Source organism: Cupriavidus sp. TMH.W2 (assembly GCF_050847365.1).
In the GTDB taxonomy this organism is placed as follows: Bacteria; Pseudomonadota; Gammaproteobacteria; order Burkholderiales; family Burkholderiaceae; genus Cupriavidus.
Genome location: NZ_CP193792.1, coordinates 2,197,905 through 2,221,847, shown reverse-complemented (window position 1 = coordinate 2,221,847; position 23,943 = coordinate 2,197,905). Strand labels below are relative to the sequence as shown.

Genomic DNA, 23,943 nt, shown 5'->3' with positions numbered 1-23,943 from the left:
TGGCGTGGAAGCCACACGGGGTGTGGGGTAAATCCCAGGGTGCAGCAGTGCCGGCCAATTGTCCGGCACAAAAGCAAAGAGGCAGCCGATGCTGCCTCTTTGCTGGTTCGCACAGGCCCCGGAGCATCTGTCCGCGGGCCTTGCAAAGCGGGGGTCGCCGAAAGCGATTACTTCGCAGCCTTGCCCAGCTTGTTGCCGAACTTCTGGCGGAACTTTTCCACGCGGCCGGCCGTGTCCATGATCTTCTGGGTGCCGGTGTAGAACGGGTGCGATTCCGACGAGACTTCGATCTTGGCCAGCGGGTATTCCTTGCCGTCCTTCACGATCTTGTCCTTGGTCTGGATGGTCGAGCGCGTGATGAAGCTGAAGTCGCTGGACATGTCCTGGAACACGACTTCGCGGTAATTCGGGTGAATGCCTTCTTTCATGATGAGTCCTTTCTGGTTGGGTAGCCAGTCCGTTGCAATCCGCGGTTCTCCGCCAAATGGCGAGAGGGCATGGCGCGGCGACGAACGAACCACTTGCCGGTAACGGGCAAACTGGGATTATGGCAGAAAAACAAAGACCTGGGGAAGGGGCCGCGCAGTGTCGGACACAGAAAGTGTTGCGCGCGAATGCAGCAAAAACGTCACATCGCGGCCGGATCCTGCCGGTAGAACGTAGCCAGCGACTGGTAAACCACCGGCCAGTGCCGCGCCAGTCCGGCTGGCTCGACAAAAAATGCCTCTGACGTCACGGCAAAGAACTCGCTCGGCGCTTCCCTGCCATATGGGTCGATGATGCGCAGCGCCGGCGGCAACCGCTCGGGGTGCTCCCAGTCGGCTTCGTCGCGCGTGTCCCAGGCTTCGGCAAAGCGGTCGTACTCGGTCAGGAAGGTTTCTGCCCAGGCCTCTGCGTCGATGTCCGGATGCAGCACGCGCGAAAAGGGCGGCACGCCGTCAGGCTCGCCGTCGAGCATGTCCAGCTTGTGGGCGAATTCGTGGATGACCACGTTGTAGGTGTCGGCCGGCAGGTCGTGATCGCTGCCGATGCCCGCGCCGGGGGTGTGCACGTCGGGCCAGGACAGGATCACCGGTCCGTGCTCCCATGCTTCGCCGCTGGCTTCCTCGACCACGCCGTGCACCAGGCCGATTTCATCCTGCACGGTCCGGCGGATGATGAACTCGCCCGGGTAGAGCACGATGCCATGCCAGCCGCGATACCAGGGCAGCCCCAGCTTCAGGATCGGCACGCAGGCCTGCACCGCGACGCTCACCACCATGTCGTCGGCCAGCGGCAGGTCGTGCGCGGTGGAGTATTCCTTCTCGGCGATAAACAGCGTGGCCAGTTCGCGCAGCGCCGCCAGGTCGGCGCTGCCGTAGCGCTGCACGAACGGCAGCGTGGCCACGGTCTGCGTCCACAGCGCGTCGGGGATCGCGTAGTGCTCCAGCTTGCGGGCCCGGGAGCGGGTGCGCAGGAATGCGGTCAGTTTGCCGAACATGGCGGGGCGCCGGTTGGCCCGGCGCGTGAAATCGTCAGAAAACAAAAAAGGCGTGCCGCGGCACGCCTTCCTGTCTGCATTGCGGCAATGCCGCAGCGAGGCTTAGCCGCCTCTGCGCATCATATCGAAAAACTCGGCGTTGTTCTTCGTGGCCTTCATCTTGTCCATGATGAATTCCATCGCCTGCACTTCGTCCATGTCGGAAATGAACTTGCGCAACACCCAGATCTTCTGCAGGATTTCCGGCTTGATCAGCAGTTCTTCGCGGCGCGTGCCGGACTTGTTCAGGTTGATCGACGGATAGACGCGCTTTTCGGCCAGGCGGCGTTCCAGGTGCACTTCCATATTGCCGGTGCCCTTGAACTCTTCGTAGATCACGTCGTCCATGCGGCTGCCGGTTTCGATCAGCGCGGTGGCGATGATGGTCAGCGAGCCGCCTTCTTCCAGGTTACGGGCCGCACCAAAGAAGCGCTTGGGGCGCTGCAGGGCGTTGGCGTCCACACCACCGGTCAGCACCTTGCCCGAGGCCGGCACCACCGTGTTGTAGGCGCGTGCCAGGCGGGTGATCGAGTCCAGCAGGATCACCACGTCGCGCTTCAGTTCGACCAGGCGCTTGGCCTTCTCGATCACCATTTCGGCGACCTGCACGTGACGGATGGCCGGTTCGTCGAAGGTCGACGCGACCACTTCGCCGCGCACCGAACGCATCATCTCGGTCACTTCTTCCGGGCGCTCGTCGATCAGCAGCACGAACAGGTCGGCTTCGGGATGATTGTTGGCGATCGCGTGGGCGATGTGCTGCAGCATCACGGTCTTGCCGGACTTGGGCGATGCCACCAGCAGCGCGCGCTGACCGCGGCCGATCGGCGCGATCATGTCGATGATGCGGCCGGTGATGTTCTCTTCCGCCTTGATATCGCGTTCGAGCGTGAGCGGCCGGTTCGGGTGCAGCGGCGTCAGGTTCTCGAACATGATGCGGTTCTTGACCGCTTCGGGCGGCTGCCCGTTGACCTTGTCCACCTTGACCAGTGCAAAGTAGCGCTCGCCGTCCTTGGGCGTGCGCACTTCACCCTCGATCGAATCGCCGGTATGCAGGTTGAAGCGGCGGATCTGCGACGGGCTGATGTAGATGTCATCCGTGCTGGCCAGATACGAAGTTTCGGGCGAGCGCAGGAAGCCGAAGCCGTCGGGCAGCACCTCCAGCGTGCCGTCTCCAAAGATGGTTTCGCCCATCTTGGCGCGCTTCTTCAGGATCGCAAACATCAGTTCCTGTTTGCGCATCCGTTGTGCGTTGTCGATCTCGAGCGTAGCCGCCATTTCGAGAAGCGCAGACACGTGAAGCGATTTGAGTTCTGTCAGGTGCATAGACGAGGGGTACAGATGGGCCCGGACGGGCGAGACCTAAAGGAAGGGGGAGAAAATGAGCGAACGCTCGGGGAGTTGTTGGTGGCATCTTAGCACAATCCGACCGGCGCGCCAGGGTGTGGCGCACGCACGTCGGATCGTGACGAAACCGGGACTGTTGGTCAGGTCCCGGCGCGCAGCTTACAAGTTGCCGTCGAGGAAGGCCGTGAGTTGCGACTTGGACAGGGCGCCGACCTTCTGGGCCGCGACCGCGCCGTTCTTGAACAGGATCAGCGTCGGGATGCCGCGGATGCCGAACTTGGCCGGCACCTGCTGGTTTTCATCGACATTGATCTTGGCGATCTGCAGCTTGTCGCCGTAGTCCTTGGCGACTTCGTCCAGGATCGGCGCGATCATCTTGCAGGGACCGCACCATTCCGCCCAGAAGTCGAGCAGGACGGGTTTGTCGGACTGGAGGACGTCAGCGTCGAAGGAGGCGTCGCTCACATACTTGATTTGTTCGCTCATGGCGGAAAACCTCTGGTTTCGCTCTGTTTATGTTGAAGGCTGGAGACTTCGGAGGGCCGAACCGTTACCTTACACGAGATTGCGCGGACTCGCCGGGCAGCCACTGCAGCCTGAAAACAGACTGTGGTGGCCGCTGCCGCGCCCGGTGCTGCCGATATGTTACCAGTTTGCCGATTTTCAAGACCGACCCGGCAAACACCCGGAAGACCGCCGGCATGGAAATGATTCTGCTGCAATCGGGGGATTCATTGAAATGCTTATTTTCTATGGCGCCGAGAGATTCGGCCAATCGCTTGCGGTGTGCGAACGGGTGTGTCATAGAATGCACTTAGAACCCATTTCATCATGAAGAAGGGGACGCGTTCAAGCCAGGCGCGGCGCAGGCTAGGCGCGGGCCGCCGGCCTTGGTCATTCCAAGGTCAAGGCCCGCAACAACGCATGCGCCGCGCCTGGCTTGAACCCGAAGGGAAGGCTGCTGCCGGGTCGCATGGCGTTGTTGCAGCTGGATTGCGTGGAATGACCACGCGGCGTCGGCTGCGCCTAGCCCTGCGGCCCGGCAGCAGCCTTCGCGCCCCTTCTTCATTATGAAATGGGTTCTTATGCGTGCGCCGCGCGGTGCCGGATGCGTGGTGTGTGCGGGTAGAATAGAAAGCGGTTCGCAGGCGCCGCCGGCGGACCATCCATGCATCCTGCGCCACCGACTAGGTCATCGACATGAACACCGATCCCCGCAAGCCTTCGCAGCCCGAGCCCGGCCAGGCGCCCGACGTGGAGCACCTGAGCGATGCGCTGGACCATATCAGCAGCGCCGTGGAGACCAACAGCATTGCCAGCGGTGCCGCCCGCGGCCTGGTCTACAGCATCATCGAGACCCTGGGTACCCTGGTGGGCGATCCTGACCTGCCCGAGCATGCACGCTCGGGCTATGAAGGCCTGCTTGAAACCGCGCGCGAGATCCGCGCCCGCCTGGAAAGCGGTTCAGACTGAGCCGGCACCGCCTGGCACGCATCGCACTTGCCGCCTGCCTTCCAGGCCGGCGGCGCCCGTCTTGTTCCCGCTTGTTCCGTTGCCACCTGACGCTTTCGCTGACCGACGCAGTTCACGCAGCCATTCCGGGCTGCGCCCCACGCGCCCATGACGTCGCTACGTTTCCGCCCTGGCCCTGACTTCCTCGACCAGGCCGCCACCGCTGCCTGGTATTTCCTCGACCGCTGCGGCGCGCCGGAGGCGGGCGCGCACGTGGTCGTGCCGACCGCCGCGCAGATCCCGGGCGTGCGCCAGGCGCTGGACGCCGCCGCGCGCGCCGCGGGCCGCCCGCGGCTGCTGCCGCGCGTGCTGACGCTGGGCCACTGGCTGCTCGACCTGCCGCCCGAAGGCACCCCGGTGCGCAGCCCGGCCGCGCGCCTGCTCGCGGTGCAGCAGGCGGTGCGCGGGCAGGACTGGCTGCGCCGAGCCTTCGGCGCCCAGAACGAGACCGCCGCATGGGGCCTGTCGCAGACGCTGCTGTCGGTCTGCGATGAACTCAACGCGCGCTGGCTCGAAGACGCCGCCATCCGCGACGATGACGAGATCGATGGCGACGATCGCGCCGCCCTGCTGCAGGGCGCGCTGGAGCGGACCTTTTCGCATCTGTCCGAGCGCTTCCTCGGCGAAGAAGCGCGCATCGTGCTGGCCTTCTGGCAGGCGCTGTCCGGGCCGGACGATCCGCTGCCGGCGCGGCGCCGCGGCCTGCGCGAGCTGTCGCAGCAGTTGCGCGGCCCAGTGATCTGGATCGCGCCGACCCCGCCCACGCCGCTTGAAGCCGCGTTTCTGCGCGATGCCGCCGAGCTGGTGCCGGTGCTGCAGGTCGGCTATGACTGGACCGGGCAGGGCGAGAGCGATGCCGACTGGTACCAGACGCTGCTGGCGCTGTGGCCGGAAGCGAGGATCGCCGACGATGCGGAAACCGTCGCCATGCCGCCGGCGATGCCTGCGCTGCCGCCGCAGCGGCCGTCGGTCCGCGTGATCGGCAGCGCGCGCTTCGAGGATGAGGCCGCCGCCGCGGCCGCGCAACTGGTGCAGTGGCTCAACGAGGGCCGTCGCCAGGTGGCGTTGGTCGCGCACGACCGCGTGGTGGCAAGGCGCGCGCGCGCCTTGCTGGCGCGTGCTGGTGCGCCGGTGCGCGATGAAACCGGCTGGAAGCTGTCGACCACGCGTGCCGCCGCCGCGCTGATGCGCTGGTTCGACCTGCTGGTGCGCGAGGGCGACACCGCCGCGCTGCTGGACCTGCTCAAGAGCCCGTTCTGCCTGCCGGAGGTTGCCGGGCGCGGCGCGGCCATCGCGCTGCTCGAGCGCCAGGTGCGGCGCGAAGGCATCACCGGCGGCTGGGCGCGGCTGCGCCAGCTGTTCGGTCACGCACCGACCGCCGCGCAGCAGGCGCTCAGTGAGGACGAGGATGCCGGCGAAGGGCCGCGGCGCGCGGCACACGGCCTGATTGCCTTGCTTGCCGACGAAGCCGCGCGCTGGCCGCGCGGCTTCGCGCAGCATCCGCTGGCGACCTGGCTGGAACGGCTCGATGGCATGCTCGATGGCCTCGGCATGCGCGCCGCGCTGGCCGCGGACGATGCCGGCAGCCAGCTGCTCGATGCGCTGGCGCGGCTGCAGGAACTGCCGCGCGACGAGACCGGCGGCCATGCCACGCTGTCACAGGGCGAGTTCCGCGCGATGCTGTCGGCGCTGCTGGAGTCGGTCGCCTACAAGGAGCCCTCTGCCAGCGGCCCGGCGCGCATCACGATCCTGCCGCTGAATGGCGCGCGCATGCGCCGCTTCGAGGGCGTGGTGATCGTCGGCTGCGATGACGCGCAGTTGCCGTCCAGCGCCGCCGAGCTGATGTTCTTCTCGAACCAGATGCGGCGCGAGCTGGACCTCGAAGACCGCGAGGCGCGCTTTGCACAGCAGGCGCGCGACCTGGCCGAGGTGCTGCTGAACAACGACGACGTGGTGCTGACCTGGCAGCGCTACGGCAGCCGCGGCGAGCCGCACCATGTGTCGGGCTGGATCGAGCGGCTGGCGGCGTGCTGCGCGCGCGCCGGCGTCAGCATCGAAGCCGTGGCCGCGCCGCAGGCGCACGAGACCTTTGCCGATCCGCACGGCATGCCGGCGCCGGTGGCGGAGCCCGCGCTGGTGCCTGAGCGCTGGAGCGCGCAGGCCTACAACATGCTGCGCCGCTGCCCCTACCAGTTCTTTGCCGGCCGCATGCTGGGCCTGGCCGGGCTGGAGACGGTCAGCGACGAGCTGGAAAAGCGCGAGATCGGCGAGACCCTGCACCACGTGCTGCTGCGTTACCACAAGGACCTGCAGGCGCGGCGCGAGCGCGGCGAGACGCTGGCCGAAGACCAGCGCCAGGCCCGCCTGGCCGAGATTTCCGACGAGGTCTTCGGCGCGCTGATGGCCGAGGACGGCAATGCCATTGCCTACTACCGGCGCTGGCGCGAGGTGCTGCCGTCCTACGTTGGCTGGCAGTCCGCGCGCGAGGCCGAGGGCTGGTTCTGGCGCGGCGGCGAACTCGATGCCGGCATCGACCTGCCGATGCCCGACGGCCAGCCGCTGCGCCTGACCGGGCGCATCGACCGGCTCGACCAGGGGCCGGGCGGCGCGCATGCCGTGCTCGACTACAAGACGCAGAGCGCCACCCGCCTCAAGCGCAAGCTGGCCGAGGTCGAGGAAGACTGCCAGTTGCCGTTCTATGGCCTGCTGCGCGCGGATGCAGCGGCGGGCAGCTGGGTGTCGCTCGAAGGCGCGCGCGAGGGCGCACCGGCGGCGCAGCGCGAAGTCGGCCTGCCGGATTTCGAGGCCGCCGTCACCTGGCTGGAACGGCAGATGCGCGACGACGTGATGCGCCTGCGCCAGGGCGCGAAGCTGCCGGCCTTCGGCGATGCCTCGGCGTGCCTGTATTGCACCGCCCGCGGCCTGTGCCGCAAGGGCTTCTGGGAATCCACCGCCGTGCCGGCGCTGACATCATGACGCCTCACGACCTGGACCACGTCCAGCCTTACCAGCGCGATGGCCAGCCCGTTTCCGAGGCCGACTTCACGCGCGCCGCCTGCGATCCGGCACGCTCGGTCGTGGTGGAAGCCTGCGCCGGCAGCGGCAAGACCTGGCTGCTGGTGGCGCGGCTGGTGCGCCTGCTGCTGGCCGGCGCCGCGCCGCACGAGATCCTGGCCATCACCTTCACGCGCAAGGCCGCCGAGGAAATGCGCGACCGTCTGCTGGAGGTGCTGGCACAGCTGTCGCGCGACCGCGACGAGGACGTGATCGCGGCGCTGGTGCAGCGTGGCCTGGCACCCGACGCCGCGCGCGAGGCGCTGCCGCGCGCGCGGCGCCTGCATGCGCAGGTGCTGGCCGCGCCCGGGCGCATGGCCATCGATACCTTCCACGGCTGGTTCGGCACGCTGCTGCGCGGCGCGCCGCTGGCCTCGGGCATCGTGCCGGGCGCGGCGCTGCGCGAAGATGCGCTGCGCATGAAGCGCGAAGCCTGGGCCCCGGTCTGGCGCGCGCTGGCCACGGAGCCATACACCGACCTGCGCGCCGCGTGGGAAACGCTGGTCGATACCGTGGGCGATTTCCAGGCGCGCGCGCTGCTGGACGCGATGTTCCACGCCCGCAGCGAATGGTGGGCGATGCAGGAGGGCGGCGAACCGCTGCAGGCCCTGTCCGAGTGCCTGGGTGAAGATGCGCAGGGCGACGTACTGCTGCAGGCACTGGCCGACGAAGGCTGGCGCGATGCCTGCGAGTCGCTGGCGTTGCGCCTGGGCGCGGCCGGCAAGACCGAGCAGACCCACGCCGCCCGCATCACCGATGCGCTGATGGCGGTCACCGCCTGGCGTGAAGCAGGCGCAGCGCCGGGCAAGCCCGCCGAGCGCGTATTCGCGCAACTGCGCGCGGCGTTCTTCACCACCACCGGCGGCCCGCGTTCCCTGCGGCGCACGGCGGCGCTGGTCAAGGCCGCGGGCGGCGAAGGCATGGTCGATGCGTTGCTGGACGAGCATGCCGCGATCTGCGCCATGCTCGACGACATCAGCGCACGCTGCTGCGAGGCCGCGGTGCTGGCGATCAACCAGGCCTTGTTCCGCATTGGCGATGCCTTGCTCCGGCGCTACCAGCAGCACAAGGATGAACAGCGCGCGATGGACTTCGCCGACCTGGAATGGCAGGCCGCGCGGCTGATGTCGGACGAAGAGACCGCCACCTACCTGCAGGTCCGGCTCGATGCGCGCTACCGCCATTTGCTGCTTGACGAGTTCCAGGACACCAACCCGCTGCAGTGGCGCATCCTGCAGGGCTGGCTGGCCGGCTACGCCGGCCTGGGCGAGCGGCCGACGGTGTTCCTGGTGGGCGATCCCAAACAGTCGATCTACCGTTTCCGGCGCGCCGATGCACGGTTGTTCGGCGCCGCCGGCGAGATGCTGCGCGATGCGTTCGGCGCCACCGTGCTGCGCACCAATCGCACCCGGCGCAATCGTGCCGAAGTGCTCGACTGGGTCAATGCCGTGTTCGACAGCGCGCGCGCCGAGGGCCGCTATCCGTTGTACGCGACCCAGACCACGGCACTGGCCGGAGGCAATGGGCCGGTCTGGCTGCTGCCGCTGGTGGAGCCCGAGGACAAGGCCGCAGACACCGTGGACGGTGCTGCCGAGGATGAGCCCGCCGAAGCCGCCTCCGCGCATCGCGACACGCTGCTGCAACCGCGCCGGCAGGCCGGCGATTCGCTGCGGCTGGAAGAGGGCCGGCGCGTGGCCGCGTGGCTGCGCCTGGTGCGCGACACCGTGCCGGTCCACGACGGCGGCGGGCAGCGCCCCGCGCGCTGGAGCGACATGCACCTGCTGGTGCGCCGCAAGACGCATCTGGCCGACTATGAGCGCGCGCTGCGCGAGGCCGGCATCCCGTGCCTGAGTCCGCGCCGCGGCGGCCTGCTGGCCACGCTCGAGGCGCTCGACCTGTCGGCGCTGCTGGCGTTCCTGATGACGCCGGAATCGGACCTGGACCTCGCGCACGTGCTGAAGAGCCCGCTGGTGGGGGCGACCGACGACGACCTGCTGGCCCTGGCCCAAATGGAGGGCGAGGGCGGCTGGTGGGCGCGCATCGAGGCCGGCGGCCTGCCCGCGCACGTGTCCGACGCGCTCTGCGAAGGCGTGCCGCGGCTGCGCCAGTGGCTGCGCGTGGCACCGCACCGGCCCGTGCATGACCTGATCGACCAGATCTTCCACGGCGGCGAAGTGCGGCGCCGCTACGCCGAGGCCGCGCCGCCGGATATCCGCGAGCAGGTGCTGGCCAACCTCGATGCCTTCCTCAAGCTGTCGCTGGACCTCGACGGCGGGCGCTATCCAAGCCTGCCGAAGTTTATCGACGAACTGCAGGAAATCCGCCGCGGCGACGAGGGCGAAAGCCCCGACGAAGGCGGCATGGGCGAGAGTACCGAAGACGTGGAGCCGGCCGAGGACGATCCGGCGTATGCCGGCCTCGACGCGGTCCATATCCTGACGGTGCACGCGGCCAAGGGGCTGGAGGCGCCGTTCGTGGTGCTGCTCGATGCCAACCACAGCGAGCCCGCCGCGGACCGGGGCGGCATCCTGGTCGACTGGCCGCCGTCGTCGCCGGTACCGCGGCATTTCTCGGCCTACGGCAAGCGCAGCGAGCGCGGGCTGGCGCGCGCGCCGTTGTTCGAGGCCGAGGCGGCGCTCGGCGAGCGCGAGAACTGGAACCTGCTGTATGTGGCCATGACGCGCGCGCAGCAGGGCTTGCTGGTCAGCGGAGTCAAGGGCCGCGCCAGCCGCAGCAGTGCCGGCGAGGGCAATACCGAGATCGCCGGCAGCTGGTACGTGCGGTTGCAGGCCGCGGGCGTCGGCGAGTTGGTGCCGGCCTATCCGGGCGAGCTGGTCGATGAGGTCGATGCGCAAGACCAGGCCTCCGAGCTCGCGCGCCTGAGCGAGCCCGTGCGCTTTACTGACTTCCGGCTGCGCTACCGCGATGCGGTGGAGGATCGGCAGGGGATGCCGTTTGAAGAAGACGGGGCAGAAGCTGAGGACGAATCCGATGGCATCGTCTTTAACGCCGCGGCCGCGCGCCACGGCGAACTGGTGCATGCCTTGCTGGAACGCCTGACGCGCTATCCCGAAGCCTTTGCCGGCGTGCCCGCGACCGACACCGTGTTGCGCTGGTTCCCGCTGACGGGCGCACACACCGAGGCGGCGCGGCAGGCGTGGCGGCAACAGGTGGAAGACGCGCTGGAGGCGGTGGGGGCGATGCTGCGTGCGCCGGCGCTGGCGCTGCTGCTGGGGGCGGGTGAGGCCTGCAGCGCGCGCAACGAAGTCGAACTTTACGACGCGCGTGGCCGGCTGCTGCGTATCGACCGGCTGGTGGAGTTCGACGACCGCGTGGTGATCGTCGACTACAAGCTGCGCCTGCTGCCGCAGGAGCACGTGTCGTATCGCGCGCAGCTGGGCCGCTACGCGGCCGCGATCGCGCCGATGTTCCCGGGCAAGCGTATCGAGGCCGGCGTGGCCACCGCCGCTGGCGAATGGATTCCCGCCGAACGCCTGGCGCCGCCGGTACCGCAGCAGGGCACGCTGTTCTGAGCGCCGGCATGGCGCCCGCACAGGGTGCCAGAATCGGCGCAAAATGGGGTGTCCGGCGCGCGCGATGGCGGCCCGGCTGTACTAAAGTGACAGGGACTGCGCTGCAAGCGGCTCGTGCGTGCGGGGGGTATTGCCGGGGGTGGGGTGAAACAGGGGGGCAGCAGGAGGGGGTGTGAGGTGGACGAGCCTGACCCTCGGCACTGGCGGAAAACGGCTGTGGCTGCTTCGTTCCCGACCTGACCAGGTTGACCGCGCCACCATGCGAGGAGGCCCGTCCGAGCGGCATTGTAACCCAGACCGCGAGGTCGCGGAGAATATCGCGGAGAAATTGCGTCGAATGCCCTTTGCGAGCGCGGGTCATTGCCCGCGGCATGGCGCTGGCTTGATCTGGCGCAGGCGATGCGGGCCGCGCCGGCCCGACCATTCATGAACCCGCACACGTGGTGAGCCAATACATGAACGCAAACGACCAGATCATTCGCGGCACGCTGGCGCCGCAGGAAATCTCCACCGAAGTCCTGATCGAGAAATACGCCAAGGGCGAAGAGGGCAGCATTGCCGAGGTCAGGCAGCGCGTGGCGCGCGCGCTGGCGCAGGCCGAGCCCGAGGCGCAGCGCGACGCCTGGAGCGCGCGCTTCCTGTGGGCGCAGGAAAACGGCTTCGTCCCGGCCGGGCGCATCAATTCGGCGGCGGGCACCGGCATCCAGGCCACGCTGATCAACTGCTTCGTGCAGCCGGTGGGCGATTCGGTGTCGGAGCCGCGCGAAGGCCGCCCCAGCATCTACACGGCCGTGGCGCAGGCCGCCGAAACCATGCGCCGCGGCGGTGGCGTGGGCTATGACTTCTCGGCAATCCGCCCGGCCGGCGCGCTGGTGCGGGCCACGCATTCGCGCGCTTCGGGGCCGGTGTCGTTCATGAAGGTGTTCGATGCGTCGTGCGCCACCGTGGAATCCGCCGGCGCCCGGCGCGGCGCGCAGATGGGCGTGCTGCGCTGCGACCATCCCGATATCGAAAGCTTTATCCACGCCAAGGACAAGGGCGAGCTCAGCAACTTCAATATCTCCATCGGCGTCACCGATGCCTTCATGCAGGCAGTGCAGGCCGACAGCGAGGTCGAACTGGTGCATGAGGCCGAGCCGGGTGCCGACATGATTGCCGCCGGGGCCTATCGCCGCGACGACGGCCAGTGGGTGTACCGGCGCGTGCCGGCGCGCAACCTGTGGGACCAGGTCATGCAGGCCACCTACGACCATGCCGAGCCGGGCATCCTGTTCCTGTCGCAGATCAACGCCGACAACAATCTCTATTACTGCGAGCGCATCGAGGCCACCAACCCCTGCGCCGAGCAGCCGCTGCCGTCCTATGGCTGCTGCTGCCTGGGCTCGGTCAACCTGACGCGCTTCGTGCGCCAGCCGTTCACGCCGCAGGCTGAATTCGATTTCGATGCCTTTGCCGAGGTGGTGCGCGTGGCCACGCGCATGCTCGACAACGTGCTCGACGTGACCTTCTGGCCGTTGCCGGAGCAGCAGGCCGAGGCCCACGCCAAGCGGCGCGTCGGGCTGGGCTTCCTGGGGCTGGGCAGTGCGCTGGTGATGCTGGGCCTGCGCTATGACACCGAGCCGGCGCGGCAGCTGGCGGCGCGGATCTCGGAACGCATGCGCGACGATGCCTACCTGGCGTCGGCCGGGCTGGCAGCGGAGAAGGGCGCCTTCCCCCTGTTCGATGCCAGTGCCTACCTGCAGAGCGGGTTTGCCAGCCGGCTGCCGGAACGCGTGCGCGATGCCATTGCGCGCAACGGGCTGCGCAACTCGCACCTGCTGTCGATCGCACCGACCGGCACGATCACGCTGGCCTTTGCCGACAATGCCTCCAACGGCATCGAGCCGGCCTTCTCGTGGACCTACAACCGCAGGAAGCGCACGCCGGACAACGGCTATCGCACGTTCGAGGTGGCGGACCATGCCTGGCGGCTTTATCGTCACATGGGGGCCGACATGTCCCAGTTGCCGGATGCCTTCGTCACGGCGCTGCAGATGTCGGCGCTGGACCATATGCGGATGCTGGAAGCGGTGCAGCCGTATATTGACACCAGCATCAGCAAGACCGTCAATGTGCCGGAGGACTACCCGTACGAAGCTTTCCGCAACCTGTACCTGGAGGCCTGGAAAGCCGGCCTGAAAGGGCTGGCGACCTATCGCCCCAATTCGGTGCTGGGGGCCGTGCTGTCGGTGGAGGCCCCGGCGGCGGCTGCCGTGGCCGACGACAACCCGCTGGTGCGGCCCTTCGGCAGCCGGCCGGTGGGCGACCTCGAGGGCGTGACTTCCAAGGTCGAATACCTGACCTACGAGGGCCACAAGACCGTCTACCTGACCGTCAACTTCATGCGCGTCGCCGGCGTGGCCGACGGCAAGCCGGTGGAGATCGAGCGTCCGGTGGAGTTTTTCATGCCGGCGGGGCAGCGCAGCGAGGGCCAGCAGTGGATCACCTCGACCATGCGGCTGTTGTCGATGGTGGCGCGCTCGGGCGGGTCGGTGGCCAAGGCGCTGGCGGACATGCGCAACGTGGTGTGGGACAAGGGCACGGTGCGCTACGGCTCGCTGGTGCGCCAGGACGGCTCCGAGGTGCCGCGCTTCCATGACTCCGAAGTGGCCGCGCTCAGCTATGCCTTGCAGCGCATCCTGATCAAGCGCGGCTTCCTCGATGCCGAGGGCGGCCAGGTGCCGGTGGCCGCGCTGGCGGCACGCCTGGCGCAGCGCGGGGGCGCGCCGCCGGCGCTGGACGCCGGCGCGGGTCTCGCCAGCGAGTCCCGCGCCCCTGGCACCCCCGGTGTCGGCACCGGCAAGCCTTGCCCGGAGTGTGGCGCGCACGCCCTGCACAAGGTCGACGGCTGCGCCAAATGCGCCAATTGCGGCTACGTGGGCGAGTGCGGCTGAGTCCCGCCGCGCGCGGGTTGCGGCCACCGGAGCCGGCCCGCGCGGCGCGTGGCGAATAAAGACCGCGGGGCCGGGGCGGCGGCGGCCGGAGGGGGGCCGCCTTTTGCTACAATCGCCGCCATGAGTTATCAAGTTCTAGCGCGCAAATGGCGCCCCAGGGATTTCACCACGCTGGTCGGCCAGGAGCACGTGGTCCGCGCGCTCACGCACGCGCTGGAACAACAGCGGCTGCACCACGCCTACCTGTTCACCGGCACGCGCGGGGTCGGCAAGACCACGCTGTCGCGGATCCTGGCCAAGGCCCTGAACTGCACCGGCCCCGACGGCAACGGCGGCATCACCGCCCAGCCGTGCGGGCAGTGCAAGGCCTGCCAGGAGATCGACAGCGGCCGCTTCGTCGACTACATCGAGATGGATGCCGCCTCCAACCGCGGCGTCGATGAGATGGCGCAGCTGCTGGACAAGGCGGTCTACGCCCCGGCCTCCGGGCGCTTCAAGGTCTACATGATCGACGAAGTGCACATGCTGACCAACCACGCCTTCAACGCCATGCTGAAGACGCTGGAAGAGCCGCCCGGGCACGTCAAGTTCATCCTTGCCACCACCGACCCGCAGAAGATCCCGGTCACGGTGCTGTCGCGCTGCCTGCAGTTCAACCTGAAGCAGATGCCGCCGGGGCATATCGTCTCGCACCTGGACCATATCCTGGCGCAGGAAGGCATTGCCCACGACGGCAATGCGCTGCGGCTGCTGGCCCAGGCCGCGCACGGCTCGATGCGCGATGCGCTGTCGCTGACCGACCAGGCCATCGCCTACAGCGCGGGCCAGGTGTCGGAAGACGCGGTGCGCGGCATGCTGGGCGCGATCGACCAGGGCTACCTCGTGCAACTGCTCGACGCGCTGGCCGCCGAGGACGGCGCCGCCATGCTGGCGCTTGCCGATGCCATGGCCGACCGCAGCCTGTCGTTTGCCGGCGCGCTGCAGGACCTGGGCTCGCTGCTGCACAAGGTCGCGCTGGCGCAGGCCGTGCCGGCCTCGGTGCAGGACGAATGGCCCGAAGCCGATGAGGTGCGGCGCCTGGCCGGCGTGTTCGACGCGCAGGAAGTGCAACTGTTCTACCAGATCGCCAACCTGGGCCGCAGCGAGTTGGCGCTGGCGCCGGACGAGTACGCCGGCTTCACCATGACGCTGCTGCGCATGCTGGCGTTCCGGCCGTCGTCCGAGCCGACCACGACGCAGGGGCAGGGCGGCGGTGCCGCGCCTGCGCGCCAGCGCGGCGCCGCGGCGCTTGAAGTTGCCCAGCCCGTCGACGGCCGCTACGCGGCGGCTGCAGCCAATCCCGTCGCACACGCCAAGGCTGCTACGGCGGTGGCACCGGCGCCTGCCCCGATGCCCGCACGGGCGGTACCGCCCGCGTCCGTGGCCGAAGCTGCCGCGGCGCCGGCCACAGTTCCCGCATCCGCTGAAGCCACGCCAGCACGCCCGGCGGCCGCCAACGGCACCATGTCGCCCGCCGCCGCCGCACTGGCCGCTGCCCGCCAGGCTTCCGCCGCGCGCGGCGGCGGTGCCCGCAAGACCCCGCCGCCGGCCATGCCGGCCGCACCGGCCGCCGCGCAGCGCCCGCCGGCCCAGCCCTTGCGCGCCCCCGGCGCGGCAGCCGTGAGCCGCCCGCCTGCAGCGCCGGCGCCGGTTGCGAAGGCGCCCGCGCAGCCGCCGGCCCAGCCGCCTGCAGCGGCGGCACGACCCGCGGCGCGCCAGCCGGATCCGGAATCCGTGCCACCCTGGGAACTGGCGGGTGGCAGCGACGTGCCGCCGTGGGAAGAACTGCCGCCTGACCTGCCGGTCATCGGCCCCTATGACAGCGATCCCGGCTACAGCGACCACGGTTTCAGCGAACCGGCACCGCGCGCCGCCGCGCCACGCAACGGCGCCGCCCGGCCGGGCAGGGTGCCTGCGCGTGAGGCCGAGCCGGCCCGCGAGGCCGCCGCCCCTGCCACGCAGCCGGCCCCGGCGCCCGCAGAGTCCGCCAAATTGGTCGCCCCGCGTCCGCCTGCGGCGGGCGAGGATGGCACCCCGCCGGCCTTCACCGGCGAATGGCCGGTGCTGGCCGCCGGCCTGCCCCTGAAGGGCCTGGCGCAGCAGCTGGCCTACCAGAGCGAACTGACACAGGTGGTCGGGCGTACCTTCCACCTGCGCATCCCGGTCGCGGCCCTGGGCGAGAACGGCGTGGCCGAGCGGCTGCAGCAGGCGCTGTGCGACCACTTCGGCGAACCCGTGCGCGTGGTCTGCGAGGTGGGCGGGGTTTCCATCACCGCGGCGGCAGCCGATGCCGAGGCCCGCGCCGAACGCCAGCGCCAGGCCGAGGCCGTGATCCAGGCCGATCCCTTCGTGCAGGGGCTGCTGCGCGACTTTGGCGGCCAGATCGTGCCGGGCTCGATCCAGCCGCGCGCCGCCTGACCGGCGGCCTGCATTGGCCTTACCGAATTACCGTCACCGAATTTCTTACCGAATCCAGGAGCATTCCATCATGATGAAAGGTCAACTCGCCGGGCTGATGAAGCAAGCCCAGCAGATGCAGGAAAACATGAAGAAGATGCAGGAGCAGCTGGCCCTGATCGAAGTCGAGGGCCAGTCCGGCGCCGGTCTCGTCAAGGTGCTCATGACCTGCAAGAACGACGTCAAGCGCGTCACCATCGACCCCAGCCTGCTGGCCGAGGGCGAGGACAAAGACCTGCTGGAAGACCTGGTCGCCGCCGCCTTCAACGACGCCGTGCGCAAGGCCGAAGCCACCACGCAGGAAAAGATGGGCTCGATGACCTCCGGCCTGCCTCTGCCCCCGGGCTTCAAGCTGCCGTTCTAAAGACAAGCGACCGTGAAGGCATCGTCCCCGACCTCGCTGCAGGCACTGGTCGAAGCGCTGCGGGTGTTGCCCGGCGTCGGGCCCAAGTCCGCCCAGCGCATGGCCTACCACCTGCTGCAGCACGACCGCGAGGGCGCGCGCAAGCTGGGCGATGCACTGCGCGGCGCGGCGGACCATATCCGCCACTGCCAGCGCTGCAACACCTTCACCGAGCAGGAGATCTGCGAGACTTGCCTGGACGACCGCCGCGACGCGTCGGTACTGTGCGTGGTGGAAACCCCGGCCGACCAGGTCATGATCGAACAGACCCTGACCTATCGCGGCAAGTACTTCGTGCTGATGGGCCGGCTCTCGCCGCTGGACGGCATCGGCCCGCGCGAGATCCACCTGGACCGGCTGCTCGCGCGCGCGACCGAGCCCGAGCTGGGCGGCCCGGTCGGCGAAGTCATCGTCGCCACCAACTTCACCAGCGAGGGCGAGGCCACCGCGCACTATATCGGCGAGATGCTCAAGGCGCGCGGCCTCAAGGTGTCGCGCCTGGCGCGCGGCGTGCCGGTGGGCGGCGAGCTGGAATACGTCGATGCCGGCACCATCGCCCGCGCGGTGATGGACCGCCGCAACCTCTGAGCCCGATCGCGCGGGGCCGCTTGCCCGCGCGCCGGTCTTCGGATTTCTACGCCATCTTGCCCGCCCCATGAACCTGGCCCGCTTCGATCTTGTCACGCTTGGCTTGTTCGTCGCCGTGGCCCGGCAGGGCAGCATCTCGGCCGGCGCGCGCCAGTCGCACCTGGCCGTGGCGGCCGCCAGCAAGCGCATCTCCGACCTGGAAACCGCGGTCGGCGCGCCGCTGTTCTTCCGCCATGCCGCCGGCGTGCAGCTCACCGAAGCCGGCCAGGCCTGTTTCCACCACGCGCTGACCATCCTGCAGGATGTGGAGCGCATGGCCGGGGTGATGTCGGACTACGCCTCGGGCGTGCGCGGGCAGGTGCGGGTGTGCGCCAATACCTCGGCGATCACGCAGTTCCTGCCGGACGACCTGGCGTCGTTCATGCAGCGCCATCCCACCATCCGCATCGAGCTGGAAGAGCAGAACAGCCGCGATATCGTCGCCGCGCTGGTCGAGAACCGCGCCGACGTCGGCATCTTCGCCGACCGCACTCCTGCTGCCGGGCTGATGACGATCGAGTACCGGCAGGACGAGCTGGTCATCATTACCCCGCCCAACCATCCGCTGGCCGCGCGCGGCCCGGTGCGCTACGCCGATACGCTGGAATTCGACTTCGTCAGCCTGCCGCAGGAGACTTCGCTGGCTGCGCGCCTGCTGGAGGAGAGCAGCCGGCTGGACCGGCCGTTCCGGCTGCGCATCCAGGTGCGCAGCTTCGATGCCATGTGCCGCATGGTGATGGCGGGGCTGGGCGTGGGCGTGCTGCCGCGCATCGCGGCCGAGCCGCACGTCAAGTCGATGGGGCTGTCGCTGGTGTCGCTGCAGGACGCGTGGGCGCGCCGCTCGCTGCTGATCGGGCTGCGCGACCCGGCCGGCCTGACCGTCTCGGCACGCTTGCTGATTACCCACCTGTGCGGGGACCGGGCGCCGTTCTGACGCCTGCTGCCTAGGGCTTTCCCCAGGCCTTTCGCGTTCCGAGAAAGCCCGCTTCACCGATTGCCGATTCCTGGCAAGCCCCGTGCTGGGGCACACTCCGTCCGAACGCAATGTATGGCACGCCAGTCATTGGCTTTGCCGCACTGCAACAAGACAGCCGCATCGCACGGAGACACCCCATGGCGCAACAGATCCTCGAGGGCATTCGCGTCCTCGAACTCGGACAACTCATCGCCGGCCCCTTCGCCGCCAAGACCCTGGCCGACTTTGGCGCCCATATCATCAAGGTGGAGCCGCCGGGACAGGGCGACCCGCTGCGCAAATGGCGCATGCTGCATGAGGGCACCTCGGTCTGGTGGGAAGCGCAGTCGCGCAACAAGGAATCGATCTGCATCGACCTGCGCCAGCCGGAAGGCCAGGCGCTGGTGCGCAAGCTGGCCGCCCAGGCCGACGTCCTGATCGAGAACTTCCGCCCCGGCACCATGGAGAAGTGGGGCCTTGGCTGGGACGTGCTGCATGCCGACAACCCGCGCCTGATCATGCTGCGCGTGTCGGGCTACGGCCAGACCGGGCCGAAGAAGGACGAGCCCGGCTTTGCCGCCGTGGCCGAAGCCATGGCCGGCCTGCGCCACCTGACCGGCGAGCCGGGCCGCGCGCCGGTGCGCGCCGGCCTGTCGCTGGGCGACACCATCGCCGGCCTGCACGGCGCCATGGGCGTTCTGCTTGCGCTGTATCAGCGCGACGCGCGCGGCGGCGAAGGCCAGGTCATCGACGTGGCGCTGTACGAGTCGCTGTTCAACCTGAGCGAAAGCCTTCTGCCGGAATACTCGGCCTTCGGCGCGGTGCGCCAGCCCGCCGGCGGTGCGCTGCCCGGGATCGCGCCGTCCAACGCCTATCCCTGCGCCAGCGGCGAATACGTGCTGGTGGCAGCCAACGGCGACGCCATCTTCAAGCGCATGATGCTGGCCATCGGCCGCGCCGACCTGGCTGACGATCCCGCCCTGGAACGCAACGACGGCCGCGTGCAGCGCGTCGACGAGATCGATGCCGCGATCGCCGACTGGACCCGCACGCAGACTGTGGACGCGGCGCTGGCGGTGCTGCGCGACGCGCAGGTGCCGTCAGGCCGCATCTATACCGTCAAGGACATCGCCGAAGACCCGCACTACCGCGCCCGTGGCGTGATCGAATCGGTGACCTCGGCCGGCGGCCTGACGGTGGAAGTGCCGGGCGTGGTGCCCAAACTGTCGGCCAGCCCCGGCGCCATCCATGACCGTGCGCCCACGCTCGGCGAGCATACCGATGACGTGCTGAAGCAGGCGGGCTTCGATGACGCGGCTATCGCCGACCTGCGCGCGCGCAAGGTGATCGCATGAGCGCCGCCAGCCGGTTGCGCGGCCCCGCGCGCGTCGAGATCAACGAAGTTGCGCCGCGCGACGGCCTGCAGATCGAGCCGGTGGTGGTGCCGACCGACGCCAAGGTGGCCTTCCTCGATGCGCTCTCGGCCTGCGGCTTCGCCCGCATCGAAGCCACCTCGTTCACCTCGGCCCGCGCCATCCCCGCGCTGGCCGATGCCGAGGCGCTGATGCACCGCATGCAGCGTCACGCAGGCGTGCGCTACACCGCGCTGGTGCCCAACCTGCGCGGGCTGGAGCGTGCGCTGTCGTGCCGCCCGGACGAGGTCAACCTGGTGATGTCGGCCAGCGAGACGCACAACCGCGCCAACCTGCGCATGACGCGCCGGCAGTCGCAAGAGCAGTTGCTGGCGATGATCGGGGCGGCGCGCGGCGCCGGGGTACCGGTCAATATTTCGCTGTCGACCGTGTTCGGCTGCCCCTTCGAGGGCGAGGTCGACAGCGCCGCGGTGATGGCGCTGGCCACGCGCTTTGCCGAGGCCGGCGCGGCCGGCATCACGCTGTGCGACACCACCGGCATGGCCTGTCCGGACCAGGTCGCGGCACTGTGCGAGACCTTCCAGGCAGCGCTGCCGCGTACCGGCCTGACCATCCATCTGCATAACACCCGCGGCATGGGCCTGGCCAATGCCCTCGCTGCCTGGCAGACCGGCGTGACGCGCTTCGACGCGGCCGCCGGCGGCCTCGGCGGCTGCCCGTACGCCCCCGGTGCCAGCGGCAATGTCAGCACCGAAGACCTGGTCCACATGTTCGACTGCATGGGCGTCGAGACCGGCGTCGACCTGGGCGCACTGCTCGACGTGGTGGCCGGCATGCCGGCGCTGGTCGGGCGCGACCTCCACAGCCAGCTGCTCAGCGCCGGCCCGCGCCTGCACACGCACCAGCCGCCGGCCTGGATGGCGGAGCATTTCGCCGGGCAGGTCTAGCACGGCCCGCCAGTACAAGAACAAAGCATTCACAAGATAACGGAGACCCTCATGAAGAAAGCCCTTCAACACAAGCCGGTCGTGCCCGTACGGCGCAAGGCCGTGGCCGCCGCGCTGGCGGCACTCGGCGCGGCGTGGATCGCCCCCGCCGCGCTGGCGCAGGACGGTGGCTATCCCAACCGGCCGGTGACGCTGGTGGTATCGGCCGCGGCCGGCGGCACCACCGACCTCGCGGCGCGGATGATTGCCGAACCGCTGTCCAGGGCCCTCGGCCAGCCGGTGGTGGTGGACAACCGTCCGGGTGGCAATGGCAGCATCGCTGCGCAGCTGGTGGCGCGTGCCAGGCCCGATGGCTACACGCTGATGCTGCAGTACTCGGGCTTCCACGTGATCACGCCGCTGCTGGTGAAGAACTTGTCGTGGGACCCGGTCAAGGACTTCGCGCCAGTGGCCAACATCCTGTCGGCGCCGCAGGTGCTGGTGGTGCGTCCGAGCCTGCCGGTCAAGACGCTGAAGGAACTGGTGGCCTACGCCAAGGCCCATCCGGACAAGCTCAACTACGCCTCGTCGGGCAACGGCTCGCTGCAGCATGTGTCGACCGAGCTGCTGAACCAGATGGCCGGCACGAAGATCACGCACGTGCCCTACAAAGGCACCGGCCCGGCCATGACCGACCTGCTGGGCGGCTCGGTCGACCTCACCATCACCACGCCGCCGCCGCTGATGGGCCATATCGCCGCCGGCAAGCTGCGCCCGCTGGTGGTGACCAGCAAGACCCGCCTGCCCAGCCTGAAGGACGTGCCGTCGGCGCCCGAGGCCGGCTACCCCGACCTGGACGTGTCGTCGTGGTTCGCGATGTACGCGCCGGCGGGCACGCCCAGGCCGGTGATCGACAAGCTGACTGGCGAGATCGAGAAGATCATGCGCACCGAGGCCTTCCGCAAGAAGGCCGAGGAACTGGGCGCCGAGGCGAAGTACATGAACCCGCAGCAGCTGGCGCAATACCAGCAGGCGGAACTGGTGCGCTGGGCCAAGGTGATCAAGTCCGCCGACATCCACGCGGAATGATGGCGATGGCTGAGGCAAGGTGATCGAAAGGTAGGGGCGCTAGGCTGCCGGGTTTGCTAGGTATTGATACCGATGCGGTACATCACACCGACCGGTAGCATCGCAATTTGCCGCGCCGCGGCGCGCCCCCTGCGAGCGCACGTGCCGCAGCGCCAGTCCAAACGGGTAGGAGATCCGCATGTATAACAAAAAATTCTGGAAGCAATTCCTGATCGCGCTGGCGCTGTTCCTGGCTGGCTGGTTCACCTTCGGCCAGGCGCAGGCGCAGGGCAAGCCCGAGAAGACCAAGGTCACCATCGCGGTCGGCGGCAAGAACCTGTTCTACTACCTGCCGCTGACCATCGCCGAGCGCCTGGGCTACTTCAAGGACGAAGGGCTCGACGTCGAGATCGTCGACTTTGCCGGCGGCGCCAAGGCGCTGCAGGCCGTGGTGGGCGGCAGCGCCGATGTGGTCTCGGGCGCGTACGAGCACACCATCAATCTGCAGGCCAAGGGCCAGCGCTACCAGGAATTCGTGCTGCAGGGCCGCGCCCCGCAGATCGTGCTGGTGGTGTCGAACAAGACCATGCCCAACTACAAGTCGATCGCCGACCTGAAGGGCAAGAAGATCGGCGTGACCGCGCCGGGCTCTTCGACCAACATGATGGCCAACTTCGTGCTCGCCAAGGCCGGCATGAAGCCGTCCGACGTGTCCTTCATCGGCGTGGGCGCCAGCGCCGGCGCGGTGGCGGCGATGCGTTCGGGCCAGATCGATGCCATGGCCAACCTGGACCCGGTGGTGTCGATGCTGACGCAGAAGAACGAAGTGCGCATCGCCTCGGATACCCGCACGCTCAAGGACACGCAGGCCGTGTTCGGCGGCAGCATGCCGTCGGGCTGCCTGTATGCCTCGCAGGCGTTTATCCACCAGAACCCCAACACCACGCAGGCGCTGACCAACGCCATGGTGCGCGCGCTCAAGTGGCTGCAGAAGGCGGGCCCGTCGGATATCGTCAAGACCGTGCCGGAAAGCTACCTGCTGGGTGACCGCGCGCTGTACCTGGCCGCGTGGGAGAAGGTCAGGGAAGCCATCTCGCCGGACGGCACCATGCCGGCCGACGGCCCGCGCACCGCGTTCAACGCGCTGAGCCAGTTCGACGCCGAGCTGAAGGGCAAGCCGGTCAAGCTGGAAGAGACCTACACCAACGCCTTCGTGCAGAAGGCCAACGCCAAGTACAAGTAAGACCCCTGCCGCCGGTGCCACCGGCCCGCTGTCCGCAGCGGGCCTATGCTTCGCAGCATCGATGGCCAATCCATCATCACCCGCCCGTGCCGCGCCCCCCGGCGCCGCCGCCGCGGGACCGAGACGGTACACCATGAGCACTCCCGCACTTTCCCTCGACCAGGTCACCTGCACCTTTGTCTCGCGCGATGAGCGCAGCCAGCGCTATACCGCGGTCAAGGATGTCACGCTGTCGATCCAGCCCGGCGAATTTGTATCCGTGGTCGGCCCGACCGGCTGCGGCAAGTCCACGCTGCTGAACGTCGGCGCCGGCCTGCTGGAGCCTTCCAGCGGCGAGGTGCGCGTATTCGGCGAGCCCCTGCGCGGCATCAACCGGCGCGCTGGCTACATGTTCCAGGCGGAGGCGCTGATGCCCTGGCGCAGCGCGCTGGATAACGTCGTTGCCGGCCTGGAATTCCGCGGCGTGGCACGTGCCGAGGCCGTGCAGCAGGGCGAGGAATGGCTGCGCCGCGTGGGCCTGGGCGGCTTTGGCGACCGCTATCCGCACCAGCTCTCGGGCGGCATGCGCAAGCGGGTCGCGCTGGCGCAGACGCTGGTGCTGGACCCGGACATCATCCTGATGGACGAGCCGTTCTCGGCGCTGGATATCCAGACCCGCCAGCTGATGGAGAACGAGGTGCTGGAACTGTGGGCCGCCAAGCGCAAGGCCGTGCTCTTCATCACCCACGACCTGGACGAGGCCATCGCCATGAGCGACCGCGTGGTGGTGCTGTCGGCCGGCCCCGGCACGCATCCGATCGGCGAGTTCGAGATCGACCTGCCGCGCCCGCGCGACGTGGCCGAGATCCGCAACCATCCGCGTTTTGTCGAGCTGCACGCCGCGATCTGGGACGTGCTGCGCGAGGAAGTGCTCAAGGGTTACGCCCAGCAGCGCAAGGTGGCCTGAGCCATCCA

Annotated in this window: 17 protein-coding genes and 1 other RNA gene; 13 read left to right on the top strand and 5 right to left on the bottom strand. The window is 68.9% G+C overall.

Annotation, left to right across the window (positions count from 1 at the left end; translation table 11 throughout):
- Window positions 1-167: 167 nt before the first annotated feature.
- The 4 genes from ACREYQ_RS10165 to trxA form a co-directional block, all read right to left on the bottom strand.
- Window positions 168-428: a type B 50S ribosomal protein L31 gene (locus ACREYQ_RS10165; RefSeq protein ID WP_010814268.1), complete on the bottom strand. Its 261-nt coding sequence runs from the start codon at window positions 426-428 to the stop codon at window positions 168-170.
- Between the two features lie 200 nt (window positions 429-628).
- Complete coding sequence (locus ACREYQ_RS10160) at window positions 629-1,480, bottom strand: M90 family metallopeptidase (protein WP_432257510.1); 852 nt, start codon at window positions 1,478-1,480, stop codon at window positions 629-631.
- Window positions 1,481-1,582: 102 nt separating this feature from the next.
- On the bottom strand, window positions 1,583-2,845 hold the full coding sequence (gene rho / locus ACREYQ_RS10155) for a transcription termination factor Rho (RefSeq protein ID WP_432257509.1): 1,263 nt from the start codon (window positions 2,843-2,845) through the stop codon (window positions 1,583-1,585).
- A gap of 180 nt (window positions 2,846-3,025) precedes the next feature.
- Window positions 3,026-3,352 carry a thioredoxin TrxA gene (gene trxA, locus ACREYQ_RS10150; RefSeq protein ID WP_010814265.1) on the bottom strand — a complete coding sequence of 109 codons (327 nt, stop codon included), beginning with the start codon at window positions 3,350-3,352 and terminating at the stop codon, window positions 3,026-3,028.
- 714 nt (window positions 3,353-4,066) lie between these two features.
- On the opposite strand from trxA, the gene ACREYQ_RS10145 reads away from it, so the two are divergent.
- From ACREYQ_RS10145 to ACREYQ_RS10135, 3 genes are all read left to right on the top strand, one after another.
- Window positions 4,067-4,339 carry a hypothetical protein gene (locus ACREYQ_RS10145; RefSeq protein WP_432257508.1) on the top strand — a complete coding sequence of 91 codons (273 nt, stop codon included), beginning with the start codon at window positions 4,067-4,069 and terminating at the stop codon, window positions 4,337-4,339.
- Between the two features lie 147 nt (window positions 4,340-4,486).
- Window positions 4,487-7,354 carry a PD-(D/E)XK nuclease family protein gene (locus ACREYQ_RS10140; RefSeq protein WP_432257507.1) on the top strand — a complete coding sequence of 956 codons (2,868 nt, stop codon included), beginning with the start codon at window positions 4,487-4,489 and terminating at the stop codon, window positions 7,352-7,354.
- On the top strand, window positions 7,351-10,965 hold the full coding sequence (locus ACREYQ_RS10135) for a UvrD-helicase domain-containing protein (protein ID WP_432257506.1): 3,615 nt from the start codon (window positions 7,351-7,353) through the stop codon (window positions 10,963-10,965). The genes ACREYQ_RS10140 and ACREYQ_RS10135 overlap by 4 nt, the downstream gene beginning before the upstream one ends.
- 177 nt (window positions 10,966-11,142) lie before the next feature.
- Here ACREYQ_RS10135 and ffs read toward each other — a convergent pair.
- An RNA gene (gene ffs / locus ACREYQ_RS10130) (signal recognition particle sRNA small type) lies at window positions 11,143-11,241 on the bottom strand.
- 179 nt (window positions 11,242-11,420) lie between these two features.
- Here ffs and ACREYQ_RS10125 point away from each other — a divergent pair.
- The 10 genes from ACREYQ_RS10125 to ACREYQ_RS10080 all read left to right on the top strand — a co-directional run bounded on the left by ACREYQ_RS10125 (window position 11,421) and on the right by ACREYQ_RS10080 (window position 23,935).
- A complete protein-coding gene (locus tag ACREYQ_RS10125) occupies window positions 11,421-13,898 on the top strand; it encodes an adenosylcobalamin-dependent ribonucleoside-diphosphate reductase (RefSeq protein WP_432257505.1) in 2,478 nt (825 codons plus the stop codon).
- 120 nt (window positions 13,899-14,018) lie between these two features.
- The gene (locus tag ACREYQ_RS10120) at window positions 14,019-16,355 is read left to right on the top strand and encodes a DNA polymerase III subunit gamma/tau (RefSeq protein ID WP_432257504.1); all 2,337 of its coding nucleotides are present in this window, start codon (window positions 14,019-14,021) and stop codon (window positions 16,353-16,355) included.
- Window positions 16,356-16,425: 70 nt separating this feature from the next.
- On the top strand, window positions 16,426-16,758 hold the full coding sequence (locus tag ACREYQ_RS10115) for a YbaB/EbfC family nucleoid-associated protein (protein ID WP_078196851.1): 333 nt from the start codon (window positions 16,426-16,428) through the stop codon (window positions 16,756-16,758).
- 12 nt (window positions 16,759-16,770) lie between these two features.
- Window positions 16,771-17,385 carry a recombination mediator RecR gene (gene recR / locus ACREYQ_RS10110; protein ID WP_010814257.1) on the top strand — a complete coding sequence of 205 codons (615 nt, stop codon included), beginning with the start codon at window positions 16,771-16,773 and terminating at the stop codon, window positions 17,383-17,385.
- Window positions 17,386-17,452: 67 nt separating this feature from the next.
- Window positions 17,453-18,358: a LysR substrate-binding domain-containing protein gene (locus ACREYQ_RS10105; RefSeq protein WP_400313612.1), complete on the top strand. Its 906-nt coding sequence runs from the start codon at window positions 17,453-17,455 to the stop codon at window positions 18,356-18,358.
- A gap of 179 nt (window positions 18,359-18,537) precedes the next feature.
- A complete protein-coding gene (locus ACREYQ_RS10100; RefSeq protein WP_432257503.1) occupies window positions 18,538-19,734 on the top strand; it encodes a CaiB/BaiF CoA transferase family protein in 1,197 nt (398 codons plus the stop codon).
- On the top strand, window positions 19,731-20,699 hold the full coding sequence (locus ACREYQ_RS10095) for a hydroxymethylglutaryl-CoA lyase (protein WP_432257502.1): 969 nt from the start codon (window positions 19,731-19,733) through the stop codon (window positions 20,697-20,699). The genes ACREYQ_RS10100 and ACREYQ_RS10095 overlap by 4 nt, the downstream gene beginning before the upstream one ends.
- A gap of 51 nt (window positions 20,700-20,750) precedes the next feature.
- Window positions 20,751-21,767, top strand: coding sequence for a Bug family tripartite tricarboxylate transporter substrate binding protein (locus ACREYQ_RS10090; protein ID WP_432257501.1), 1,017 nt, complete (start codon window positions 20,751-20,753; stop codon window positions 21,765-21,767).
- Window positions 21,768-21,945: 178 nt separating this feature from the next.
- Window positions 21,946-22,989: an ABC transporter substrate-binding protein gene (locus ACREYQ_RS10085; protein WP_432257500.1), complete on the top strand. Its 1,044-nt coding sequence runs from the start codon at window positions 21,946-21,948 to the stop codon at window positions 22,987-22,989.
- A 133-nt stretch (window positions 22,990-23,122) separates the two neighbouring features.
- Window positions 23,123-23,935: an ABC transporter ATP-binding protein gene (locus ACREYQ_RS10080; protein ID WP_432257499.1), complete on the top strand. Its 813-nt coding sequence runs from the start codon at window positions 23,123-23,125 to the stop codon at window positions 23,933-23,935.
- The last annotated feature ends 8 nt before the right edge of the window (window positions 23,936-23,943 follow it).

What these genes read in the sequence shown, in the direction of transcription:
- ACREYQ_RS10145 (WP_432257508.1), top strand. Translation starts at nt 4,067, where the DNA reads ATGAACACCGATCCCCGCAAGCCTTCGCAGCCCGAGCCCGGCCAGGCG.
- ACREYQ_RS10125 (WP_432257505.1), top strand. Translation starts at nt 11,421, where the DNA reads ATGAACGCAAACGACCAGATCATTCGCGGCACGCTGGCGCCGCAGGAA.
- ACREYQ_RS10160 (WP_432257510.1), bottom strand. Translation starts at nt 1,480, where the DNA reads ATGTTCGGCAAACTGACCGCATTCCTGCGCACCCGCTCCCGGGCCCGC.
- ACREYQ_RS10165 (WP_010814268.1), bottom strand. Translation starts at nt 428, where the DNA reads ATGAAAGAAGGCATTCACCCGAATTACCGCGAAGTCGTGTTCCAGGAC.
- ACREYQ_RS10080 (WP_432257499.1), top strand. Translation starts at nt 23,123, where the DNA reads ATGAGCACTCCCGCACTTTCCCTCGACCAGGTCACCTGCACCTTTGTC.
- ACREYQ_RS10140 (WP_432257507.1), top strand. Translation starts at nt 4,487, where the DNA reads ATGACGTCGCTACGTTTCCGCCCTGGCCCTGACTTCCTCGACCAGGCC.
- ACREYQ_RS10120 (WP_432257504.1), top strand. Translation starts at nt 14,019, where the DNA reads ATGAGTTATCAAGTTCTAGCGCGCAAATGGCGCCCCAGGGATTTCACC.
- ACREYQ_RS10115 (WP_078196851.1), top strand. Translation starts at nt 16,426, where the DNA reads ATGATGAAAGGTCAACTCGCCGGGCTGATGAAGCAAGCCCAGCAGATG.
- trxA (WP_010814265.1), bottom strand. Translation starts at nt 3,352, where the DNA reads ATGAGCGAACAAATCAAGTATGTGAGCGACGCCTCCTTCGACGCTGAC.
- ACREYQ_RS10090 (WP_432257501.1), top strand. Translation starts at nt 20,751, where the DNA reads ATGAAGAAAGCCCTTCAACACAAGCCGGTCGTGCCCGTACGGCGCAAG.
- ACREYQ_RS10085 (WP_432257500.1), top strand. Translation starts at nt 21,946, where the DNA reads ATGTATAACAAAAAATTCTGGAAGCAATTCCTGATCGCGCTGGCGCTG.
- ACREYQ_RS10135 (WP_432257506.1), top strand. Translation starts at nt 7,351, where the DNA reads ATGACGCCTCACGACCTGGACCACGTCCAGCCTTACCAGCGCGATGGC.
- ACREYQ_RS10095 (WP_432257502.1), top strand. Translation starts at nt 19,731, where the DNA reads ATGAGCGCCGCCAGCCGGTTGCGCGGCCCCGCGCGCGTCGAGATCAAC.
- ACREYQ_RS10105 (WP_400313612.1), top strand. Translation starts at nt 17,453, where the DNA reads ATGAACCTGGCCCGCTTCGATCTTGTCACGCTTGGCTTGTTCGTCGCC.
- ACREYQ_RS10100 (WP_432257503.1), top strand. Translation starts at nt 18,538, where the DNA reads ATGGCGCAACAGATCCTCGAGGGCATTCGCGTCCTCGAACTCGGACAA.
- rho (WP_432257509.1), bottom strand. Translation starts at nt 2,845, where the DNA reads ATGCACCTGACAGAACTCAAATCGCTTCACGTGTCTGCGCTTCTCGAA.